At 42.0% G+C, this 22,956-nt stretch carries 18 protein-coding genes; 10 read left to right on the top strand and 8 right to left on the bottom strand.

Features of this window, described 5'->3' with window-relative positions; translation table 11 throughout:
- Window positions 1-8 precede the first annotated feature (8 nt).
- The gene (locus U5K72_14115) at window positions 9-1,961 is read right to left on the bottom strand and encodes an aconitate hydratase (protein ID MDZ7719947.1); all 1,953 of its coding nucleotides are present in this window, start codon (window positions 1,959-1,961) and stop codon (window positions 9-11) included.
- Between the two features lie 523 nt (window positions 1,962-2,484).
- Here U5K72_14115 and U5K72_14110 point away from each other — a divergent pair.
- The 5 genes from U5K72_14110 (at window position 2,485) to U5K72_14090 (ending at window position 5,841) form a co-directional block, all read left to right on the top strand.
- A complete protein-coding gene (locus U5K72_14110; GenBank protein MDZ7719946.1) occupies window positions 2,485-2,778 on the top strand; it encodes an HU family DNA-binding protein in 294 nt (97 codons plus the stop codon).
- Window positions 2,779-2,781: 3 nt separating this feature from the next.
- Complete coding sequence (locus tag U5K72_14105) at window positions 2,782-4,182, top strand: HU family DNA-binding protein (GenBank protein ID MDZ7719945.1); 1,401 nt, start codon at window positions 2,782-2,784, stop codon at window positions 4,180-4,182.
- A 36-nt stretch (window positions 4,183-4,218) separates the two neighbouring features.
- Entirely contained in the window at window positions 4,219-4,530 is a 312-nt protein-coding gene (locus U5K72_14100; protein MDZ7719944.1) for a Dabb family protein, read from the top strand.
- Window positions 4,531-4,684: 154 nt separating this feature from the next.
- Complete coding sequence (locus U5K72_14095; protein MDZ7719943.1) at window positions 4,685-5,572, top strand: CHAD domain-containing protein; 888 nt, start codon at window positions 4,685-4,687, stop codon at window positions 5,570-5,572.
- Window positions 5,569-5,841, top strand: a complete 273-nt coding sequence (locus U5K72_14090; protein MDZ7719942.1) for a Smr/MutS family protein — start codon at window positions 5,569-5,571, stop codon at window positions 5,839-5,841. The genes U5K72_14095 and U5K72_14090 overlap by 4 nt, the downstream gene beginning before the upstream one ends.
- 121 nt (window positions 5,842-5,962) lie before the next feature.
- Here U5K72_14090 and U5K72_14085 read toward each other — a convergent pair whose 3' ends face one another.
- Both U5K72_14085 and U5K72_14080 read right to left on the bottom strand, forming a co-directional pair.
- Complete coding sequence (locus tag U5K72_14085; protein MDZ7719941.1) at window positions 5,963-6,730, bottom strand: TonB-dependent receptor; 768 nt, start codon at window positions 6,728-6,730, stop codon at window positions 5,963-5,965.
- On the bottom strand, window positions 6,730-8,943 hold the full coding sequence (locus U5K72_14080) for a carboxypeptidase-like regulatory domain-containing protein (protein MDZ7719940.1): 2,214 nt from the start codon (window positions 8,941-8,943) through the stop codon (window positions 6,730-6,732). Before U5K72_14080 ends, U5K72_14085 begins: the two co-directional genes overlap by 1 nt.
- A 575-nt stretch (window positions 8,944-9,518) precedes the next feature.
- On the opposite strand from U5K72_14080, the gene U5K72_14075 reads away from it, so the two are divergent.
- Window positions 9,519-10,220 carry an SIMPL domain-containing protein gene (locus tag U5K72_14075; protein MDZ7719939.1) on the top strand — a complete coding sequence of 234 codons (702 nt, stop codon included), beginning with the start codon at window positions 9,519-9,521 and terminating at the stop codon, window positions 10,218-10,220.
- Here U5K72_14075 and U5K72_14070 read toward each other — a convergent pair.
- Entirely contained in the window at window positions 10,217-10,840 is a 624-nt protein-coding gene (locus U5K72_14070; protein ID MDZ7719938.1) for an arylesterase, read from the bottom strand. The two genes, U5K72_14075 and U5K72_14070, sit on opposite strands and share 4 nt — an antisense overlap.
- Before the next feature lie 88 nt (window positions 10,841-10,928).
- Here U5K72_14070 and U5K72_14065 point away from each other — a divergent pair, with 88 nt between their 5' ends.
- From U5K72_14065 to U5K72_14050, 4 genes are all read left to right on the top strand, one after another.
- Window positions 10,929-11,663 carry an ABC transporter ATP-binding protein gene (locus U5K72_14065; GenBank protein ID MDZ7719937.1) on the top strand — a complete coding sequence of 245 codons (735 nt, stop codon included), beginning with the start codon at window positions 10,929-10,931 and terminating at the stop codon, window positions 11,661-11,663.
- The gene (locus tag U5K72_14060) at window positions 11,660-14,212 is read left to right on the top strand and encodes an FtsX-like permease family protein (GenBank protein ID MDZ7719936.1); all 2,553 of its coding nucleotides are present in this window, start codon (window positions 11,660-11,662) and stop codon (window positions 14,210-14,212) included. The genes U5K72_14065 and U5K72_14060 overlap by 4 nt, the downstream gene beginning before the upstream one ends.
- A gap of 916 nt (window positions 14,213-15,128) precedes the next feature.
- The gene (locus U5K72_14055) at window positions 15,129-15,509 is read left to right on the top strand and encodes a universal stress protein (protein ID MDZ7719935.1); all 381 of its coding nucleotides are present in this window, start codon (window positions 15,129-15,131) and stop codon (window positions 15,507-15,509) included.
- Complete coding sequence (locus U5K72_14050; protein ID MDZ7719934.1) at window positions 15,463-15,996, top strand: universal stress protein; 534 nt, start codon at window positions 15,463-15,465, stop codon at window positions 15,994-15,996. Before U5K72_14055 ends, U5K72_14050 begins: the two co-directional genes overlap by 47 nt.
- An 81-nt stretch (window positions 15,997-16,077) precedes the next feature.
- Here the strand turns inward: U5K72_14050 and U5K72_14045 are convergent, their stop codons facing one another.
- From U5K72_14045 to U5K72_14030, 4 genes are all read right to left on the bottom strand, one after another.
- Entirely contained in the window at window positions 16,078-17,619 is a 1,542-nt protein-coding gene (locus U5K72_14045) for an outer membrane protein transport protein (protein ID MDZ7719933.1), read from the bottom strand.
- Window positions 17,620-17,676: 57 nt separating this feature from the next.
- Window positions 17,677-19,275, bottom strand: a complete 1,599-nt coding sequence (locus U5K72_14040) for a hypothetical protein (protein ID MDZ7719932.1) — start codon at window positions 19,273-19,275, stop codon at window positions 17,677-17,679.
- Between the two features lie 99 nt (window positions 19,276-19,374).
- Window positions 19,375-20,007: a response regulator transcription factor gene (locus tag U5K72_14035; GenBank protein MDZ7719931.1), complete on the bottom strand. Its 633-nt coding sequence runs from the start codon at window positions 20,005-20,007 to the stop codon at window positions 19,375-19,377.
- A gap of 13 nt (window positions 20,008-20,020) precedes the next feature.
- Window positions 20,021-22,873, bottom strand: a complete 2,853-nt coding sequence (locus tag U5K72_14030; protein MDZ7719930.1) for a two-component regulator propeller domain-containing protein — start codon at window positions 22,871-22,873, stop codon at window positions 20,021-20,023.
- Window positions 22,874-22,956 lie beyond the last annotated feature (83 nt).

Here is a 22,956-nt window from a genome sequence, read left to right as displayed (position 1 = left end):
GCACTCAATTATTTCTTCTTATATGTATTTATGACGCTACCATCAAGCAGAGATTGCAACTGCCGTCCGCTCAGGGTGTGATAAGTTTCAAAGGTTGTTCCCTTGGTTGAATTCTGAACAGTGATATTATTCCCGTTTTTAAGCTGTTCCTTTACATTCTCAATTTTAATGTGATCCCCTTGATCGATTCCATCAAGGTCCTCAGGATTGGAAAACTCAAGCGGAATGATGCCGAAATTAGCCAGATTTTGCCATCCAATCCGTGCATAACTCTTGGCTATAACAGCTTTCTGCCCTAAATAGCGTGGTGAAATTGCCGCGTGCTCCCGGCTCGAACCCTGTGCATAATTTTCTCCGGCAACAACTATATGTCCACCATAATTTTCTTTTGCTTCCTGAGATCGTTCATAGAAATTTTCATCGACTACTGTAAACGAAAATTTACTGATTTCCGGGATATTACTTCGAAATGGCAACACGTCTGCTCCGGCACGAAGAATTTCATCAGTTGAGATGTTATCTCCCATCTTCAACAGAACCGGCACTTCAAAATCACTCGGTTCATCGAATTCGGGCATAGTTGAGATATTTGGCCCTTTTATCAGCTCTGTATCCTCTCCGTTCTCAGGCGGTGCCGTTAGCATCTCTTTATTGATAATATAATCTTCCGGCTCCTCAAACTTCGGATAGCTCATCTCATACAGTTCTTCAAGATCTCGCGGATCGGTAATCTTCCCCGTTAATGCAGAAGCTGTTGCTGTTTCGGGACTGCACAGGAATACAGCATCCTCTTTGGTACCCGACCGGTCAGGAAAGTTTCTTGGAACCGTTCGCAGGCTATTTCTTCCACTTGCGGGTGCCTGCCCCATTCCAATACAGCCATTACATCCCGCCTGGTGCATTCGCGCACCTGATTGAATGAGGTTCAGCATGACACCATTTTGTACCATATTCTGGATAATTTGGCGAGAAGTTGGATTTACATCAAAGCTCACTTCATCATGAACCCGTTTACCCTTCACAATTTCAGAGGTAATCCAAAAATCACGATATCCGGGGTTTGCAGAAGAACCAATATATGACTGGTAGATCTCCTTACCCTCTACTTCGCGTACAGGTACAACATTTCCCGGACTACTCGGCAGGGCAATCATTGGCTCAACTTCTCCCAGATCAAGCTCTTCATATTTATCATATTCAGCACCTTCATCTGCTACAATCTCCGTCCATTCATCTTCCCGATTATTTTGAGCCATAAACCGCCGGGCTTCATCATCAGAAGGGAAAACAGTTGTTGTAGCTCCCATTTCCGTTCCCATGTTGGCAATTACATGCCGGTCCATCGTTGAAAGTTGATCTAAACCGGGACCAAAGTATTCAATTACAAAACCGCGCGCTCCTTTTACATCATACCGGCGAAGCATTTCAAGCACCACATCTTTCGCACTTACCCAATCGGGAAGTCCTCCCGTCAACTTCACACCAAGAACTTTTGGCATTTTCAGGTACATCGGTTCACCCGCAATAGCAAAAGCCACATCAAGTCCACCGGCACCTAATGCAAACATACCCAAACAGCCGGATGCAGGAGTATGACTATCGGAGCCCGCCAGTGTTTTGCCCGGCCTTGCAAAATGTTCTGTGTGCACAGGGTGGCTTACACCATTTCCGGGCCGGCTGTACCAGAGTCCAAATTTTTCAGCAGCAGACTTCAAAAAAAGATGATCATCCGGATTTTTATTGTCTGTCTGTAATAAATTGTGATCTACATACTGGCAGGAAAGATCTGTTTTTGCCTCATCAAGATTCATAGCCTCCAGTTCAAGCATAACAAGGGTTCCGGTGGCATCCTGTGTTAGAGTTTGATCAATTTTAATTCCAATTTCTTCCCCTGCTTCCATTTTACCGTCAACAAGATGAGATTCAATCAATTTTTGAGTGACATTTAAAGCTTCTGACATACAGATCCGTTTTGAATTTGTTTGTTCAACAATTAAAAAGGTATTGAACTTGTTTTCGTTCAGAATGGGCACTGCAGAACCATGACCCTGCTTTCCAGAAATAGCAGAGGACATCATCTCACATTGTTTCGAAAGGCATACCCCGGGACATGTTCAAGCAACTTTCTATTCAGCTTACATTGTAGTGTCATGTCAATTATCATTTGTCGGATATAGACCTGACAGCATTCCCGGTGCTTTTCCGGGTTTCTGTCAGCGTCAAAAATCAACGCTGTCAGATCCAGTGGGTGCTGACAGGTTGCTTCCGACATTTCATATTTGACTTAACAGTAGCTACGCAGACTCAACGCTACAGTTTGTTCCGAACTACACGCCATATTGATATGATCCGGTATTTAGGAACACACTTTAAATAATTAATAACGCATTTTTATATAAGTTTTATACCTTTAATAAGGAATCGTTTATTAGGTTTTTTACCCTTTTTTTCCTTTTATTTAAATGAACAGAATGATGTATACTCATGAATTACAGTGAATTAATAGAACAACTATCAGAAAAAACCGGAAACTCTAAGAAAGAAACAAAGGAGTTTTTAAACGACGCAATTTCGGTTTTATCCGACCAGTTGAGTAACGGATCCGGAGTATCTGTCCCCGATTTGGGAACATTTCAAACCAAAGTAAATGAGGAAAAAAAGATATATAACCCTCATTATGAAGCCTACATGATTGTTCCTCCTAAACGGGTCGTCAATTTCTCACCCGCTTCAGGATTAAAAGAAGAAGTGAAGTTTTTGAGCACAGACGAGGAATAAAAAATGAGTGATAAAATTACATTCAAGCAGCTTGTTGAGCTTATCGCCAAGCAGTCCAAACAGAGTGAATCGTCTGCCAATAGCTTTATTCACGAATTGGTGCAAATTATTGAAAGTGGCTTAAAAAACAGCGGATCAGTCAGTATTTCAGGTTTTGGTAAGTTTGAACTCCGCTGGATGAAGGAGCGCTCGGGTGTAAATCCTCAAACGGGAGACGAAATTACAATTCCGGGACAAAATAAAGTTGTATTTAAGCCCTACAAAGCACTTCGGAAAACCGTTAATAAGCCGTTTGCAAATCTCGAATCGGAAATTCTTCCCAAAAAAGACGAAAGCGAAGAAGATTCAAAAGATGAAGATAAAAGCTCAGATGAATCTGAAGATCCATTTGGACTTAATGATATTTTTGATTCTGAAGAACCTAAAGATTCTGAATCCGATCAAGACGATTCAGCTGATTCATCTGATCCGTTCGATTCTGATTCTGGCGTCCCTTTCGATTCCGACGATCCATTCGGGATTGATGAAAAAGCAAAGGGTGCAAACTTATCTCAAGATTACAACAAATTTATCGATGACCTGATTTATGAAAAAGAAAATCCTCACTTTGGCCAGTCTGAAGCTAAATCTCCGGCTGAAGAGGAAGATGATGACGGTGATATCTTAGTCCTTGAACGGGAAAAGGACGAACATGAAAAACAGGAAAAACCAAGAGTTTCTCCCTCTATCCCGGATGAATCTAAGATGGCGCGTAAGGTTCAGGAATCAGGCAGTTTTAAATGGTCGTATGCGGCAGCTGTAATTATCGTAATGTTAGCATTGATTTTGCTCTTTTGGATGATGCAGCGTAGCGGTGATTCTATTGAGCAAACAGCCACGACCGGGAACGACACTCAAAATCAAACCGAGCAGATAGTGGAGCCATCCACATCTGAAAGTGAAACTGAAAATACCGAGGGTGCGGCGGCTGCCGGCGAATCTGCCGCCGATGAAGAGACACCTCCTTCTGCCACTCAGACACAATCTTCGGGCGAACTTGAAACACAATCATTTACTGTTGAAAGCGGGCAATCTTTATGGGATATCGCTGAAACTCAGTTAGGAAATCCATATTTGTGGCCCGTTATCTATCATCTCAACCAGGATGAACTGAGTAACCCAAATCAGTTACTTGCTAATTCCGATATAGAAATTCCCACCTTTTCTGATCCGGATAATTTAAATGAATTCGAAAGAGAACAGGTTGCGCTTGGGTATTTTTCCTTGTATCAATGGAACCGGGAAAATAACCCCGATGAAGCACAATACTTTTTATGGGCCGTTGGAGTCTTCTCGCAAGATCTTTTGGATCAACCCCCATCTGACGTTGATCCAGAAGATTTGGCTTTTGCGAGAAACCGATAATACAAAACAGTTCGAAATTTTTAATGGAGTTTATCTATGATTCGTCATATAGTAATGTGGAAACTACAAGAGAACGCTGCAGGTGCCACCAAGCAAAAAAATGCAGAAAAATTAAAGCTAATACTCGAAGGCCTCAGAGCAAATATTGAAGAAATTAAAGCTGTGGAAGTTGGAATCCAGATCAAAGGTGATGAAGATGACGCGTTAGATGTAGTTCTAACCTGCGATTTTGAAACGGAACTTGATTTCCAGATGTACACTCGAAATCCTCATCATAAAAAAGCGATCGACTTTATTGAGCAAGTGGCTGAAGAACGTTATTTCGTGGATTATAAAGTGGATTTATAAGCATATTGAAGCGTTTCAAGAGGTTTATAAAATGAACTGACAATCTTCTTTTTAGATTGAGAAAACACTTTTCTTATTTCGTATTTTTGATCTGAAAAATCTGGTACTCTGCCGGATATTTGAAAGACATTTTATACCTGCTTAAAACCCGTTTATGATCTCCAATCTTGACGATAAGAGTACAAACGACTTAAATAAACGAATCCTGGCCATATTCGAAATCTCAAGCGGAGAGATCAAAGATTTAGCGATGGCAGCTCCGGGCAATATGGTGGAATCGGTCCATTTAATCAGAAAGCGATTAAAATTTTTAAGGGCATTTGTAAAATTGACACGGTTCTGTGCTGACGAAGAGAGCTATAAGCCCGTCAATTATATGCTGCGTGATTCCGGACGACTGTTTTCTGATTGCAGGGATGCACATGTAAGGCAACTACTTCTCGAAGAATTTAATCAGATAAAATCTACAAGACATTTTGTTGATGAATTGGCCCGGTTAAATAAACAAGGTGCTCAAAAGATCGAAGAGAGTTTGCTTTCAGATTCTTCTGCATTTGATAAATTGATTTCTGACATCTCCAACAACGAAATTTCCGGATATTTTAAATCGCTGAATCCCAATCCCGGGTGTTTGGCAGAGGGGCTTGGCCTGGGATATGAGAAAAGTTACCATGCTTTCCATTCAGAATTGGAGTCTCACGACGCGGACCTGCTGCATGAGTGGCGAAAGAGAACGAAGGATCTGCAGTACCAGCTTGAGGCTCTTTTGGATTCCCTGACTGATCCTTTACAAACCTTCTATAAAAAGATTGTAACTTTGTGCGAAATATTAGGCCGTATAAACGACCTCTTCATGTTTTTGGAATGGCTGGATTCAGCCGAAGATACAATTGAGAAAACAGACCCACTCACTGAGTTAAAAAACATTTTGAATCTTGAACTGAAAGAACTGGAAGATCAAGCTGATACAATGGGAGATTCAATTTTTATATTCACACCGGATGAGTTTACACAAAAGTTGATGCAAGAGATTAAAGAATGAGCTCAGAAGAACATCATATTGAGATCAATGGAGTGTTAGATTTACATTCATTCCAACCCAGTGATCTATCAACCCTCGTTGACGAATATATACGGGCCTGCCTGGAAAAAGAGATCTATGAAGTTCGGTTTATTCATGGAAAAGGAGTTGGAAATATCAGACGCAGCGTTCATTCTCTTCTTGAAAGAAATCCCCATGTAACGGATTATCAACTTGCAAATGAATCCGGTGGCGGCTGGGGAGCAACAATTGCCAATCTGGAGCCTTGACACAAGGTACAGGATGCACGATGTAAGTATTCAAGTCGTCAATGGTGCACCCGTCAGACCGCTCCAAGCGGTCTGACGGGTATCGCGAACTTCCTGCATCTTGTATCTTAAAACTTAGCTCTTAATTCAAAAACTGGTCAAACGTCAGCGACACGTAGTAAATGGCACCAAGATTTGGCCCACCGTAATTCAGAAAATGCCGGTTGTTGGTGATGTTTGAACCTCCCACTTTCACCATGGATTTAAGGTCAGGTACCCGGTAGGTAACCTGTGCATCTAAAGTTGAAACAGATGGTACGGTTCCGCTTGCAAAAGAAGATGTCCAATCAAACTCCTCTTGCCATCGATAGGTCACATTAAAACCTAATCGATCCGTCAGACGGCGGTTTCCTAATGAAACATTTATTTTATGTTCAGGTGTGTTAAAATCGAAAATAAATCCCTCATCCCGTTCGGTAATCAGCTTATTCCAATTATAGTTGGCCGACAGTTGAAAGCGCCTTGGAAGGCTGTATTCAAATCCAAAAACGGCTCCCTGTGATTTTACAGTTTCCGTTACGTTTGTGTAAAGCTGGAATGTATTCTGAGCGTTCCCATTCAGCAGGAGGGGCAGTGTTTCTGGCCCTGCATCAAGAATTTCCTCTGGTGCAATCATGCCATCCTGATTGAAATCTGAATTTATTTGCCGAACTCTGAACTGTGCAATAAAATCATCATAAATGTTATAATAATAAGCCGCATCGATGAGAAGTTTATTACCAAGCAAACCTTTATATCCAATCTCAAATGATTGTATCTGTTCAGGTTTTACTGGTTCGAATTCTTGATATAAACGTAATTCTGCCGCAGCCTGTAAGCTGCTCTTGCTGCGTTGCTCAAGAAGCTGCATTAGTAAATCTGTTTAACCGATTCAAGTGTATATGAGCTTTCAGTCACGCGATATTTTTCAGCCAAAAATGGTAATCCGCCCAACAGGCGTGCCGTTAAAACATTCAGATCTATATACTGACCTTGTGTAGTTGGATTTCTGAAACCGGTTTGATAGGATGCCCGAATGTTTTGTTGATCTGCAATCCGGATAACGGAAGAGAGCCGCGGATTGAACTGGCCATCGAAATTTTCATTTTTATCGTACCGAATTGAACCAGTCAAACGAAGCCGATCATCCAACAGTGATTTCGACGCCTGCATAAATCCACCGTATTCGTTGATATCAACACCGCCGTCTTCATCATCAAAAATAGTTCCGTTAGAGCGCAGCTGATACTGACGGAAGCTTAAACCAACTTGCAGATCCATGAAGGAGATTTCGTTTTTGAAATTATAGAGGCCCTCAGCATGTAAGAATCGTGACTGATCGTCAAAACGAGCTCCTTGCGGTACAACATCGGATAATGCAGCTTCATAAGCGTTCGAAAATTCCTCAGTTCCGGGTTGAATACGACCCATATCAGCAATATTCCTGGCATTTCCATGCAAGCCACTCAATGCTTCCGGATTATTTAAAATCGCATTAACAGTTGCCGGATTAAACGTTGGATTTCCGCCTTGAGCTTCGGATGCAAGTTGCATCAACCCACCGGCAAATGCTCCGGCGTAGGTTCCAAACCATTGATTTGTGTTTCGATATTGATCGTTGATTGAAAACCCTACAAAGTCAGCAATGTAGGAATCACCTGAGTTCTCAAACGTTCCATATCCGCGAACCATGAAGTTATCCCCTTCAAATTGAATTTTATGCTGATGAATGTAGAAATCCTTTAAGCTATACCGCTGAGCTCCACTGTAAACCGATGTACCGGCTCCATAATTCGCCGTATAGCTCCCTTCTAAATTATCAGTAAACCGATAGTGAACAGAACCCCCAAATTTCAGATTATTTGCATCATGATCTACTAAAAACTCCTCACGGTAGCCGGTTCTTGTGACGGGTTGAGCAGGTAACGCACCAACGTATTGCTCTGTAATTGATGCAGGTACACCCGTCTGTCCTGATATTTGTTGTGCAATCGCAGTTCGATTTTCACTCGGAAGTCCTAAAAGACCAATATTAAATGAACCGTCATCTCCATAAAGATGTACTCCGTCATAAGCCGGGTTATTCGAAACTCCTGATGGAGCCAAGTTTGAATTCTTATCAGAATAGTTGATACCCACCCAATCCTGAGCCTGGGAATAGCTGAAATTAACTTTAAACGCGAAGCGATCATCAATTACTTTCGCATAACGGGCAGCAAAATCGTACATCGGTTGGGCACCATCCGGTTCACCCAAAGAAGGACGACTGTCCAGATGATTCACCGAGGTCTTAACATTAACACTCAGCCCCGGGTATCGATAGGGGTTTTTACTGTTTACGAGAAGAATTCCATTGAACGCATTGGGACCATAAAGAGCAGAGGAAGCGCCCGGAAGAAACTCTACACTCTCCACATCAAGTACGGAAGGACCATTCAGATTCCCGATAGGAAAGTTCAAAGCCGGAGCCTGTGTATCCATTCCATCGGTTAATTGTACCATTCGGGTGTTTCCGGTGGAGTTAAATCCGCGGGCGTTGATAATCTGAAAATTGATACTGCTTGTGGTCATATCCACGCCTTTCAAATTTTTCAATGCCTGGTAATAACTCGGGGAAGCTGTTTGATTAATAGAGATAATGTCCATCTTTTCGATGGAAACCGGAGCATCCAGGATGCTCTCTTCTACCCGCGACGCAGAAACCACAACATCGTTACCGAGAATAGTCTCTTCCGACAGTTCAATTTCCAATCCTGTAACATTTTGTTCAGTAATAACAATTTCTTGTGTGGAATATCCTATAATTGAGGCGATGAGCGTAACAGGCGGTTCGCTGCTGACGTTGAGTGAAAATTCGCCCTGTGAATTTGTGGCTTCCCCCACCATGGTTCCCTGTACAACTACGTTTACGCCGGCCAGAGGGTCACCAGAGTTGGCATCGACCACTGTTCCCGATATGGATATTTGGTTACTATTTTGCTGAATATAAGGAGTGGCAAAAAGCGAGTTAGATATAAGCAGAGAGGTGAGAAGAGCAATGGAAAAGAGAAATAGAATTTTGGTAGCGGCTATCTTTCGATTCATAAGAAAGTTATTTAATTCTTGTTACCGGCTATGTTTCACGAGATTTTTGTAGTTTAAAACCCCAAAACTTTTCTCAAAATAACTGCCAATAATTGGTAGATGCAAGCGCTTCCATGAAAATTTTGAATTCTTGTTTTAAAATTGCCTGTTATTAATCATCATTTCTGTATAAAAAATAAACGGTTAGCAATTTGGTAATTCTGTTAAAAATATTTTTCGTTTCTAAGATAGTTAAAGTGATTGATTCAATAATTAAACTGGATGTAGAGATATAGTATGAGAAAATACTCTGTATGTGTTTAGCAGTTTGAGTCAAACAACCTGACAGAGCGCCGTGCTTTTTCGGTTCCTGTCAGAGTTGTGGGAAAAGGTTAATTCCCTTCGAAAACCGTCCCATGCGACCCTGGCAGGAGCTATCGCACTGCCAGGTTGCTAAACACAACCAATGTTCTACATTTTCTATTATAAATAACAACCATCAGTTATAATATCTGCTGATTATATACCAATATGATTTTAAAATTCGTTGCAAGTGATAAGTTAAATAATCAAAATAACGAACCGGCCTAATCCCTATGAAAAAAGTATCGATCTGTTCTTTAGCCTTCATTCTTTTATTTCTCACATCGTATATGGATTTATCTGCTCAATCCATGGAAAACAACTCACAAATCTCGGTTGATGCCACCGGGGAAGTTCTTATCCCTGCTGATAGAATTCATTTTCAGGTGAATATCACACAATTCAAACAGGATGCCAGGGAAGCATTCGAACTGCATAAAGAACAGGAAAAGTATTTAACTGAACTGCTTCTCAATGAGGGTGTGGCGGATAGTAATATCACAGCAAATCCTATCAGTATTTCTCATATAAGAAGATACAACAACACCGGGCAGAGTGGGTATGAAACACAACAACAGGTCATGATTGTTTTGGATGACGTTACTCAGTTTGAATCGATGCAAATTAATCTGATTGAAAACGGATTCACCAACTTTTCGGGCTCGTTCTCTTCTAAAAAATTAAGTCAGGCAAGTGACGAAGCTCTACAAAAAGCTGTACAAGAAGCTCGAAGAAAAGCGGAATTACTCGCTGAAGCGGCCGGAAAAAAGATTACCGATGTAATCACTATAAATTACCATTCCAGCCGACCCTATGCCTCCAGAAGCGGGAACATGGAGATGGTTGCGTACGATGCCGGAGGAGGTTCATTATTGCAATTTGAGAGAGCTATACCTGTAAGAGAAAATGTTACAATGCAATTTCGAATCAACTAAGATGTGAGCAAAGGCCGCAGAACCTCCCAAAGATTTTCTGCTACAACCCGATGTCCTCTGGCTGTGGGATGAATTCCATCCGGCTGATTTAAATCGGGATTCCCGGCCACCTCCTTTAAAATAAAGGGCATATAGGTAACATCGTTTTGTTCAGCCAGTTCGTAAAAAATGCTGCGAAACTCACTCGTATAGATATCCCCGAGATTGGGCGGTGCCTGCATGCCTGTCAACACAATGTCTGCATCCGGATATTTTTGCTGTACCTTGTTGATTATTCCCTGCAAATTTTGCTTGGAATTTTGGGGATCTATTCCTCTCAAACCATCATTACCTCCCAATTCCAGTACAAAAATATCTACAGGCTGCTGCAGGATCCAGTCAACCCGCCGCAAACCACCGGCCGTGGTCTCACCACTCAATCCTGCATTTACTACTGAGTAATTTAAATCAAGTGAGTCAATTTTTTGTTGAATCAGCGCCGGAAACGCCTGTTCAGTTTCAAGACCATACCCCGCAGTAATACTATCACCAAAAAAGAGGATGGTTTTATCTTCTTGGGCGTAACAATTTGTAAAACCGAGAAATGCCAGGCTTAATATTGCAACCTTTAAAAACTTCATGCGTTATTTTTTGATAAGTTAATATCTTTTATGGAATGGTTTATGTTCTCCATTCTGTTTGATGGTTGTTGAATTTAATAAATAAATAATGACGAATAGTTCCATTTTATCTGTCGATACTCTTTCAAAAACATTTACAAGCGGCAACAAAGAGCTCACTGTACTTAAGGATATAACTTTTTCGGTTGAAAGCGGACTCTCCTGTGCAATTGTCGGTCCATCCGGAAGTGGTAAAACTACTCTTTTAGGACTCTGTGCCGGGTTGGATAAACCTACATCGGGAGATGTTTTTCTGAACGATCAAAAAATTTCCGCTCTCAGTGAATCGGAACTATCATCCATCAGGAACGAACAAATAGGGTTTGTATTTCAATCTTTTCAACTCATTTCAACGCTTACGGCCCTTGAGAATGTAATGGTTCCCATTGAACTCCGCGGTCTTTCCTATAAAGAGGTGGAGAAACAAGCTATTGAACTACTCGATAAAGTCGGTTTAAAAGATCGCATCACCCACTACCCTACTCAACTTTCAGGCGGGGAACAGCAGCGTGTTGGCCTGGCAAGAGCCTTCATTCACAAACCCGATATTCTTTTTGCTGATGAACCGACAGGAAACCTTGATGGAGATACCGGTGCTCAAATAGAAGATCTTCTTTTTGAATTAAACCGGGACGAAGGGACCACACTCATCATAGTAACCCACGACAGGGAATTGGCATCGAAATGTAATCGAATTATCGAATTGAGGAGTGGAGCCATTATCTCTGATACAAAATCTCCTGTTGAAGAAACCGAAACAATCCGGGCCAACATAACACAATGAAGCTGATAAACGAACTGTTTTCTCCTTCGAGCTGGAGGATGGCCTGGAGAGATACTAAACCACAATGGAAAAGCCTGCTTCTCTACACATCCTCCATGATTGCTGGCATTGCCGCACTTGTAGCCATTCTCTCTTTCCGAAGTGATGTACTTCTCACCGTTGACAGCCAGGCAAAGGAGTTACTTGGAGCCGACCTTGAGATGGATTCAAATCAACCCTACCCCGAAGAAGCGATCGCTTTTATCGATTCCATTGGAGGGAGCGATGCAAATTCCATTGAATTCAACTCCATGGTGCTGTTTAAAAAAAGCGGCTCCACCCGTTTATCACAAATACGAGCCATTGAGGGACCTTTTCCCCTTTATGGCACACTAAAAACTGAACCAGCAAGTGCAGCAGACAGGTATAAAGAGGAGAAATTTGCCATTGTTGAGCAATCAGCTCTCAACCAATATGGATCTGCAGTTGGCGACAGTATCCAGGTTGGAAATATAACTCTTCAAATTGGCGGAGCTTTAATCAGCGTGCCGGGAGAAGCCGCAGCTTTTTCACTCATCGGTCCCCGGGTATATATTCCAAAATCCATTGTAGAAGACTCCGGATTGCTTGACCGCGGCAGCAGGGTTGAATATATGCACTATTTTAAATTTGATTCTGAGGAAAAAGCCGGTGAGATCGAAGAGGCATTCGAGCCCATTGCCGAAGAGTACAGAATCCGCACGGAAACTGTTGCCGAGGAGAGAGAGGAGTTCGAAGAGGTTGTGAATAACCTCTCAAGGTTTTTAGGTTTGATCGCATTCATCGCCATTATGCTGGGTGGATTAGGTGTTTCCAGTGCAGTGTATGTGTATATCAAACGAAAATCGAATATGGTTGCAACACTGCGATGTCTTGGCATCACAAAGGAAAAAATACTTGCAATATTTGCTATACAGATCTCTGCAATGGGACTCTTTGGAGCAATGGTTGGAACCGGCCTGGGTATTTTTATTCAACTTTATATTCCTTCCCTTTTTGAGGGACTTCTTCCGTTTGAAATCGTACAATCGGTTTCTGTTCCCGCTGTTGCACTCGGGTTGTTTACTGGGCTTTTAATCAGTTTGGTTTTCTCCCTGTTACCATTAGTAACTATTAGTACAATCTCCCCCTTGTTAACCCTTCGTACGGTAGAATTTTCTCCAATCAAAGCGTTATCGAAACGTGCAAAAATAGTGTCATTTTCATCGACAATCCTGATTCTCGTTGCAGTCGTTGGATTACTGACTGAAAGTTATTTAGTGGCCCTTGGATTTACCGGCGGACTGATTGTCTGTGTATTCTTACTATGGGGAGTTGCGGCTCTCTTGATGTTTACCATTAAAAAACTGCGGTTGAAATCTTTCTCTTATACTGTACGGCAGGGTATGGCAAATCTATTCAGGCCAAATAATCAAACATCCATGCTTATGATTACACTTGGGATGGGAATGCTTCTGATTGGAACACTATATATGAGCCAGGATATGCTGCTTCAGCGCATAGAATTTCAAACAGGCGAACAGATGCCAGATGCAGTTTTTTATGATATTCAGGTCGATCAAAATCAACCTTTCCTGGATATTATTGAAGATAATAATGCAGAAGTAATACAGAATGTGCCCATTGTATCAATGAGACTCGCCAGCCGTAAAGGTGTGCCCGTTTCTGAGGTTCGTGCGGATACTACTCTGGATATAAGCGGGTGGGCGCTATCAAGAGAATACAGGGTTACTTACAGGGACTCCCTTATCGATTCCGAAACAATACTGGAGGGAGAATGGATCGGAGAGGCTGATGGAATTGGTTCTGTTGTACCGATCTCTATTGCCGACCAGATTGACGAGGATTTGAAGGTTGAAGTGGGTGATACACTTGGATTCAACGTTCAGGGAGTTCCGGTTACAACAGTGGTGGCAAGTATTCGGGAGGTGAATTTTGACCGGCCTCAACCCAATTTCTTCGTGCTGTTTCCCAAAGGTGTACTTGAAGAGGCTCCGCAATTTTTTGCCTCTACCGTAAGAACAAATTCACGGGAACAAACAATAGATCTGCAGCAGCAAGTAACTGCACAATTTCCAAATATCTCCTCTATTGATATTTCTGTTGCCCTCCAAAGTGTGCGAGAATTTTTGGATAAGATGGCACTTGCTATTCAGTTCATGGCGTTTTTTAGCATTCTTACAGGATTCATCGTTCTGGCAAGCTCTATCGCCATCAGCCGAAAACAGAGAACCCGGGAATCTGTTCTTCTTCGAACACTCGGTGCAGATAAATCCCAAATCGGAACAATTCAAACCATAGAGTACGCACTTTTGGGTTTACTTTCCGGACTGGCCGGTTTGCTGCTGGCCATTGTTGCGAGCTGGACATTAGCTTATTTCTACTTTGACCTTGTTTTCGTACCCGACCTGTTTACAGTTTCTTTGTTATCTGCCCTGATAACTGTGGCTGCAATTCTGATTGGCTGGAGCGGAAGCAGGCATATTTTCAATCATTCACCACTCGAAATTTTGAGACTTGAAACCGGTTAGCCCGGAATTCTCAAAAAAATCTTAGGAAGGCTGATGGTAAAATAATAGCAGAAACATCCATCAATTGTCTTTCGCTCAGCATTCGCCAGTTCGTCAAATGTACTACCTCGGTGCAGAGCCCACGAGATATCAACTTATAGTCCAAATTTTTTTTAACAATCTATGCACTTATTGTGAAGTGTCCCCTCTTTCAAAAGGGGCATTGGGGAATGAATTCCTGTGCCTCATGAACTAAGGTCTGGACAATACAAAACGTCAGAACACATCCTAAGGCTCACCTCCGTTCGCTTTCCCCCTTCGAAGGGGGACTTTTATCTTTTTTCCGACCCAGAGGATCGGGGAATTAAACCACTTTAGATTAACGCAAACGACAGATAAAATTAATCGACATGTACAGATTCTGGAGAATAGAATCATACTATATTCACACTTAAATTTTTTATTATTCTTACTTAGAGGGCTTTGCAAAACCGTGATTATTAGTCAATCTGAACTCGATTCAGATTCTCCATTCGTCTTTATTGCCAGTATCTGGAGATCCTGAATCAAGTTCAGGATGACGGTCAGAGTTTTGCAAAGCCTTCACTTAATGATTCCTTAAATAATAATATTGAGAAACTTAGACTACGCATGACGACCCATCAAACCGTTTGGCTGATTTCAATAATCGTTTTACTTGTTTGCCTTCTTATTGCTCTTCTTCTCTACATCTACACCGGCCAGATTTTTATTGCTATCATAATTGCTCCACCAATCATACACTGGATTCTTAAACGGAGAAACAGAGACTCCAGTCAATTTAATTAATCCCGAATTTAAGAGTTCATTGTCTGTTTACGTTTAAACAGATTTTAGTGAAATTATAATTAATCAATGAAGCTATAACAGCATAAAATTCAACTAATTAAATACTCAAATGAAAATTCTTGTCCCAATTGATTTTTCCGAGCGCAGCCAAAAAGCTTTAAAAGTAGCAAATAAATTTGCGAAACTTTTTGATGGAACAGTTACACCCTTTTATTCACATCTTCCAATATCTGAACTGGACGAACCTTATGCGTTAGGATTAAGCTCAAAAATGTATCAGAATTTTGAAAATTTGGAGGAAAAGTTGGTTAGCCGCGCAAAAGAGGTGGCAGAGAGCCTTGTTGATAAGAGCAGATTGCAGGACCCTGCTGTGGTTTTGGGAAATCCGGCGGAAGGTATTATAGATGCCTCGGAAGAATACGATTACATTATCATGAGCAGCCATGGACGAACAGGCTTTCTCACGTTTCCTGCTTGGTTCAGTAGCTGAAAAAGTTGTACGGCTTGCCCACACACCGGTAATGGTCGTTGAAAACGAATCGGATGTAGATAATTTTGATAAAATACTGGTAACAACCGATTTCTCTGATAATGCGGCTGAAGCATATCCATATGCAATAGATATTGCTGAAAAATCGGGGGGAACGGTAGAACTGTTGCATGTGCTCAGCTTTGAACAGTTTGATGAGGATGAAAAAGATCTTTCTCTTCGAAAAATTCGTGAGGAGCGTTTAAAACTTCTCGAAAAAGAACATTTCGGAAGAATTAATGGTAATGTGAGCAACCAGGTAATCGTGTCTAAAGATTCTGTGCACGAAGCTATTTTCAACCATGTAGAAAATAATGATTATGATCTGATTGTAATGGCAACCGTAGGCAGAACAGGTATCAACTATTTGATGATGGGAAGCACAACGGCTAACGTTATACGGCATGTAAAAACAGCCGTGCTAAGTGTAAACCCTAAAAAAGGTTAGTTCAAGATCTGAAGAGAACAGCTTTTAATATTTAGAGCTATCATTAACGTCCGCATTTCTACCCGGTTTGCGGACGTTTTTTTACATCCTAACCCGGATAGTCCCCAGTATTTGCCATTGATTGACTGCCCTGTTTGCCGTTTCAGACCGGAAATTTACGGCAGGCAGGTTATCGGGCAGAGGTTCGTAATTATACTCACCGTACTCGTAAACAGTGGATTCTTCATCCCAGGTTAGATAGCGGGCAGCGGCCTCAAACCGAAGCCCCTCTCCCACCGTAAAACCTGCACCAAACGAATACGCAGTTTTATCATCGATTCCGTCATCAAATCTACTGGGTTTAAAACCATACCCGCCGCGAAGGGTTAGGCCCGGGTTTACATCATATGCAAAACCGGCACGATAACTCCAAACGGATTGATAGGCTTCCCGGATGAAATCATTTTCCAGTACTTCATCCTCAAAGAGTTCACTCTCTTCAAACTCAATTTCAGTATTAGAATAGTCCACATATTCAGCAGAAAGTGATACCGAAAGACCCGACAAATTTTGCAGAGCTGCGCCAATTTTCAACATCCCCGGATAGTTCACGTTGTAAGAAAATTCGCTGTCTGTACCGTCACTGAACTCGGTGCCATTATCAAATGTCGTTGTAAGGGTAGCGTCAAACGTTTCATCAATCGTAATTTTTGTTGGCAGTGTGTAACTGACACCCACGTTCAGATTCTCCGTTAATTTGTAAAGAAGTCCCGCACGGGCTCGGAATCCATTATACCGGGTGCTTAAATTGTCATCCAGTAATAAATTGTCGATATCTGTATCAAACGTACCATCATCATCGCTGTCAATAATCTGGCTGTTATAGTCATTAAATTCGTCGATCTCCTGGAAAATTCGGTCGTATTCAAATTTCCCGGATAGTAATCCAATACTTGCACCCACCATCAAGTTTTTCTGGAACTCTGTAGCAAAAAACAGAGAGTACTCTCCGCCACCGCCATCCTGTAGTATTTCACCCTGCTGTCGAACACCCAGGTAATCGCCAAACTGCTCAAATCCAATTCGAAAAACAGACTCATCCCAGTCCTGGAACTCATCGCCGTAATCTGTGGCATACGTATTAAATGCAATATCCTGGTAGGGAGACCCATCGGTTTTAAACTGATCGGTTATAGTACTGGATTCGTTCCGGGCTCTGAATCCCACTCCCCTGTTAAAAGATGTATGCCTTGTATAAGCAGCCCCAATTACAAAACTGCCCTGTTCTGTCGGAAATTTGTACAAAAAACCAATATTCGACATGTTAAACTGATTGTTGTCCTGAGTTCTTGAATTTCCCAAATAGGTAGCATCTTCCTGAACGCTTCCGTACGATAAACCAAAATCAAAATAACTCTTTTCATAGAGGGCAATACCGGCAGGATTGTCCATAAACGAGCCGATGCCAGATTTTGTAGCTGTACCGGGAAGGACGATTGAAACGGGATCAAAAGAAACTCCCTGATCCCCGAAAAGTGTAGCTTGATTGCTATAAAGAAGATTATTATTGGGATGCTGAGAAATGGCCTTTTCCACGCCAAATATCAGTACAAACAGGATGGTAATTTTTAAAAATTTTCGCATAGCTCGCCTACCTTAGATGATTTTTACAGACTTCTTTAATACGATCTTAAACCAAATTTAGTTTCTGTCCCTCGATGACGAGGAGGATCGGCTTCTGCTGGATGATCCCCGGCTTTTCGATGAAGAGGAACTCCGGCTGGAGCGTACAGTTGAACGTGAAGAGTTGTTTGACCTTGTCCGGCTTACAGAAGAGGATCGACCGTTCGAAGAAGAGGAAGACCGCCCAACAGATGATGAACGACTGCTGCTGCTACTTCTTGATCGACTGTTGCCTAACACATGTTTTTTGATCTGCCGTACGGCACTGTTATTGAAGAAACTTGTACCACTACTTCTGGTTGTAGACCTGTTATAGTTATCTCTTGCCGGAGCTTCAACTTTTTCCCGATCCAAAAGCTTGTTTCGGAGTGTGTTGAGAGATCGCTCTCTTCGATTTTGAGGACTGTTTGATTCTACTCTGCTTCGGTTCCTGTCAGCCTGAATTCGATTGTTTACATCAGCAGATCGATTGATTCTTGTATTTCGATCCGTAGTTGACCGGGTACGATTTACAGCGGAACGTCTCTGGTCTGATTCACGATTCCGGATAATTGATGTACCGCGACTGATAATTACACCTTCGCTGCCAACATTAGCCCGAGACTGATTAGAAGACCGGCTTCTGCTTGCACTTTCATTTCCTCCGTTAGAAGACCGGCTTCTGTTTACAGTTCCATTACTTCGGTTTGAGGATGAAGAGCGGCTGCGATTTACATTACCGGAACTCCGGGACCGGTTACTTGAACTTCTGTTAACGGTTCCCCGGCTGTTTGAACTGTTTCCGGATCTGCTTCGCACTGTAGATGAAGACCTTGAACGGGTTGTTCCGCTGGATCGATTTACGGTACCACGGCTTCGTGTAGTCGATACATTTCTGGATCGTGCATTCGACCGAATATCACTCCTGTTAGCCGTATTTCTCACTCTTGCGTCGGATCTTGTTCTTCGAACAGTTTCTGATCCGCGTGAAGACAAACCATTATTTCGTGGCCCATAATTACGACTGGTTCCTCGCGATCCATTATAAATTACAATCGTGTTTCCATAGTAAGGATTATAACCCCATCCACGATAACCGCCATAATATGGATAGTAACCCGGGTAGGCATAATAATCGTAGTATGGATGATAGGAATAACGAGGATACCAATGGTTCCAGCCTACATGAAATCCTAATGAAAATGTCCACCGGGAAGACCAATATGCATGAGAGTAATATGGGTAATGAGGATAATAATAAGAGTGATAAGGTGAGTAGCCCCGGCCATATCGGTAATGGCTGGTAACATAATCCCGTACATAGGGATCGTGGGCAAGTGTAGCTCCATACTCTTCATACCACCGTTTTGCTTCATAATCTTTAAAGTAATAAGCTTCGGCATCCGACCATCCATCGTCATAACCCAGGGTGTAGTCTTCTTCATTTACAACCTGATCGCCGCGTTCTTCTACAGATCTTTCTCCGGAAGCAACTCTTTCGGTATCACTATCTGATGAATAGTAGCCACTGCCGGGATAGGAACTATACGTGGTTTGAAGCTGTGTATAGCAGCTTGTTGCAGTTAATGCCAATACTGCAATCAAAAAAGTGGTTATTTTCTTCGTTAAATGTCTCATAATAGCCTCCGGAATTACCGATTATTTCTTATCCACTTTTAAAATACAATATAATTGAACAACCAACTATCACATAACCATGTGATGCAGTTGCATATTCTAAATTTCACCACGCAGGGATTTTGCAATTACCTCTGCTTTAGAATTAACGTGTAGTTTCTTGTAAATGTTTCGAATGTGAGCACGAACGGTATCAATAGAAATATCGTACCTGTCGGCGATCAATTTATAGCTTAGCCCATCCACAAGTCCGTTTACAATATCCTGTTCCCTGGCTGTTAAATCACTTTTTGGTTTCTTTTCAGGCTTGGGCTTATTAAAATGTTCAATTACTTTTCGCGCAATCTGCGGAGACATCGGAGCACCTCCGGCCACAAGGTTTTCTATCGATTCTTTGATTTCGGGCAGAGACGTATGTTTTAACAGGTACCCGGAAGCGCCGGCAACCAGCGAATCAAAAATTTTATGCGAATCGTGGTACACCGTTAGCATAATAATCTCCACATCCGGGTAATTTTTTTTGATGATCTCTATTCCCTTAATCCCTGACATTCCCGGCAACTGGATATCCATTAAAATTACATCAGGCGGATCGTATTCTTTGAGATGATCGAGCATCTCTTCCACTGAATCCACAGCGGTTTTGCAACTCATTGACTCCTGCATGTCGAGGAATCTCTGAATTAAATTCCTGATCTTCACATTATCTTCTACAATTCCAATATTAATCATATTGCTCCTCTGTCTATTTGATGGACCCGGTTGCACGAACTGTAAACCCGCCATTTGAAACGATCTCTACGTCCGATCCTATGCGGTCTGCCCGCATTTGAATGTTTCGCAATCCCTGACCCGATTTCCTGTCATTTTTGATTTCGGTGCCATTGTCGTGAATCTCTAATGTGTAGGACTTCCCGGAAAATGAAAAATTGATATCAATCCGGGATGCATTTGAATGTTTTACAATATTATTAATTGCCTCCTTAAAAATAAGGTATATGTTTTCTTTAACGTCGACCGGCAGCTTTTCATGCATCCGAAGATTTTCAAAATCATAAAACACGCTAACCTCTCCATTCACAAAAACCTGGTTTACGTAATCCTGCATCCTGTCAGTAAGATCCCCGGCTGTATCATTTCGGGAATCTATAGACCAAACAATATCATCCAGGCTGTTCACAATTTTTCGGCTGTGTTCGCCCAACTGTTGAAGAGTTTTCTTCACCTCATCACCGGTAGTTACAGCTTGCAGAAAATCGGTTTGAAGGGCGAGTTCCGTCAGTGATGATCCAACATCATCGTGCAGGTCGCTGGCAATTTGAACGCGCATCCGTTCAATATCTACCTGTTTTTTGACCTTGAAATATCGAATTGAAAACAAAATCAATCCAACAATCACTAAACTAATCAATAGAAAAAACCACCAGCGCAAGTAATATGGATATGCAATATCGAAAGAGAAACGAGCTCTTTTTGCACTTACAACACCATCTGCATTATAGGCACGAATCTGGAACTCATACTCTCCCGGAGACAGTGATGGATATCGAATCGTTCGGTCGGTTGTAATTTGCCATCCCTGGCCGAGCCCCCTCATTCTATACTCATAAAAAATCTGATCTGGTGCTTCATAGCTCAAACCAGAGTAGGATATCTGCACAAAATTTTCATCATTACTAAACTGATGCTCCCCTTTTGGATCAATCATCCGTCCGCTCACCATCACTTCCTCAAACTCAATTCCCGGCGGAGCGCTTATATCCCGGATTTTATTTGGATAAAAATGGCTTAATCCTTCTACTGTGCCTAACCAAATGGTGCCATCAGATGCAACATACGATGCACCTGCATTCAGCTCATTCGCGATGAGTCCCTGGTTTTTGTTGTACACACGGAACGACTTCAATCGTTGTAGTGTATTATCTGCTTCCAACAACTCTTCGGGGTGCAGACGATAAAGACCGCGGTTTGTCCCCACCCAATATTGATTCTGCTGATCTTGTATGATAAAATAGCTGATAAGATCGATCTGCTCAGATTGTGTCAATCTTTGAACGGTTTCACCATCATATTTTGCAACACCGTTGAATGTAGAAAACCACTTGTCGCCATTGTGATCTATATGAATTTGGATGACGCCATTACTCGGCAGTCCGTCAGCCATGGTCAAATATTCAAACTGTTCACCGTTGTAAATAGCCACGCCACCATAGGTTGCAAACCAGTAGTTCCCTTGGTCATCACGCTTGATATCCATGACAGTATTATTCAAAAAGCCATTACCTGTATGATGCTGAATATATCCCTCTTCCTGCATTTGAATCACCCCACTTTCGTAGGTGGCAATCCAATATTCATCCTCTTCTACATCTTCATATATCTCTCGAACCATCCCAAATGGAAACCGGTCTGAACTGAGAGTATTAAATTGACCATCCTCATAGATACTTATTCCGCCGCGAGTTCCGATCCACAGTCGATTATCGCTGTCCAGGAGAAATGAAAAAACGATGTTATCTACCAACCCATCCGATTCATCGTAGGGTTGAAATACCTGGCCGTCATACCGCAATAAACCTCCCCCGTAGGTGGCAATCCAGACATCACCATCAGGCCCCTCGGCAAAACCGGTAACTACGTTATTGGTGAGTCCATTTTCAATATTATAACTCTGAAAATAATCGCCTACATAGATACAGATTCCACCTCCAAGTGTTCCAAACCACATATTCCCTTCATGATCTAACAATGAGGATTGAACAATTGTACCGGGAACCCCTTCATTCCTCGTATAATTTTGAAAATTCCTCCCATCAAAAAGAGAAATTCCACTCTCTGTCCCCAGCCAAATTCGATTTCGATCTTCTACTGTAATCGTCTGGATTTTTTCATCCAGCAATCCATCCGAACGGTTGTAAGTGGTTAGAATACCATTTTCAACTTTTACCAGTCCTGAAAAAGTACCGATCCAGATTCTTCCAAATTCATCACCGGTAATGTGGCGAATTCGGTTGTTCGGTAGTCCATTTTCTGTTGAATGATACCTGACTTGATCTCCATTAATTCGGGCCAGACCCCCTCTTGATCCAATCCAAATCATTCCATCATCATCTGCGTAGATCGTTTGAACCCACTGCATGGAGATGCCCATCGTTTCATTGACGGAGCTGAGGTCACCCTGTTCATTTAACTTCCATGCTCCATTAGTTTCGGTGCCAAACCAGTAATTTCCCTCAGAGTCCTCGGTTATCGAAATTACAGGGTCCTGATTTAACTGGGAAACTGATTCAGGCGTTATTAGTGTATCATCCTGCAGTATGGAAATCCCGTATTCTGTACCTATCCAAATAGTGCCCTCGCTATCCTGGAAAAGTGCGTGGACATCGTTTGAGGCCAATCCGTCTTCTTCGTAAAACTGTTTGAAAGAAACACCGTCAAACCGGTTCAGGCCATAGCCGGTACCGACCCAGATGTATCCGCGCTCGTCTTGAATTAAGGCTTGTGCTACCGATTCACTCAATCCAGCTTCAATAGAGTAGGTTCGAAAAGGCAAATATTGGGCCTCTGCCCCTTGTAGAAGAGCTACGCTTGCTATCAAAGAAAGTATGAGGGATTGTGTCTTCATTATCTGCGCAAGCTAATAAGATAATTGGATTGCACAAATCACATATTCATGTGAAG

Source organism: Balneolaceae bacterium (assembly GCA_034521495.1).
Classification (GTDB): Bacteria; Bacteroidota; Rhodothermia; order Balneolales; family Balneolaceae; genus Rhodohalobacter.
The sequence above is the reverse complement of the archived record's forward strand: the minus strand, read 5'-3'. Positions and strand labels throughout refer to the sequence as shown.

Coding starts and splice junctions, on each gene's coding strand:
- U5K72_14035 (MDZ7719931.1), bottom strand. CDS start 20,007: ATGATTAATATTGGAATTGTAGAAGATAATGTGAAGATCAGGAATTTA.
- U5K72_14050 (MDZ7719934.1), top strand. CDS start 15,463: ATGGACGAACAGGCTTTCTCACGTTTCCTGCTTGGTTCAGTAGCTGAA.
- U5K72_14105 (MDZ7719945.1), top strand. CDS start 2,782: ATGAGTGATAAAATTACATTCAAGCAGCTTGTTGAGCTTATCGCCAAG.
- U5K72_14110 (MDZ7719946.1), top strand. CDS start 2,485: ATGAATTACAGTGAATTAATAGAACAACTATCAGAAAAAACCGGAAAC.
- U5K72_14115 (MDZ7719947.1), bottom strand. CDS start 1,961: ATGTCAGAAGCTTTAAATGTCACTCAAAAATTGATTGAATCTCATCTT.
- U5K72_14095 (MDZ7719943.1), top strand. CDS start 4,685: ATGATCTCCAATCTTGACGATAAGAGTACAAACGACTTAAATAAACGA.
- U5K72_14075 (MDZ7719939.1), top strand. CDS start 9,519: ATGAAAAAAGTATCGATCTGTTCTTTAGCCTTCATTCTTTTATTTCTC.
- U5K72_14045 (MDZ7719933.1), bottom strand. CDS start 17,619: ATGCGAAAATTTTTAAAAATTACCATCCTGTTTGTACTGATATTTGGC.
- U5K72_14060 (MDZ7719936.1), top strand. CDS start 11,660: ATGAAGCTGATAAACGAACTGTTTTCTCCTTCGAGCTGGAGGATGGCC.
- U5K72_14090 (MDZ7719942.1), top strand. CDS start 5,569: ATGAGCTCAGAAGAACATCATATTGAGATCAATGGAGTGTTAGATTTA.
- U5K72_14080 (MDZ7719940.1), bottom strand. CDS start 8,943: ATGAATCGAAAGATAGCCGCTACCAAAATTCTATTTCTCTTTTCCATT.
- U5K72_14100 (MDZ7719944.1), top strand. CDS start 4,219: ATGATTCGTCATATAGTAATGTGGAAACTACAAGAGAACGCTGCAGGT.
- U5K72_14065 (MDZ7719937.1), top strand. CDS start 10,929: ATGACGAATAGTTCCATTTTATCTGTCGATACTCTTTCAAAAACATTT.
- U5K72_14040 (MDZ7719932.1), bottom strand. CDS start 19,275: ATGAGACATTTAACGAAGAAAATAACCACTTTTTTGATTGCAGTATTG.
- U5K72_14085 (MDZ7719941.1), bottom strand. CDS start 6,730: ATGCAGCTTCTTGAGCAACGCAGCAAGAGCAGCTTACAGGCTGCGGCA.
- U5K72_14055 (MDZ7719935.1), top strand. CDS start 15,129: ATGAAAATTCTTGTCCCAATTGATTTTTCCGAGCGCAGCCAAAAAGCT.
- U5K72_14070 (MDZ7719938.1), bottom strand. CDS start 10,840: ATGAAGTTTTTAAAGGTTGCAATATTAAGCCTGGCATTTCTCGGTTTT.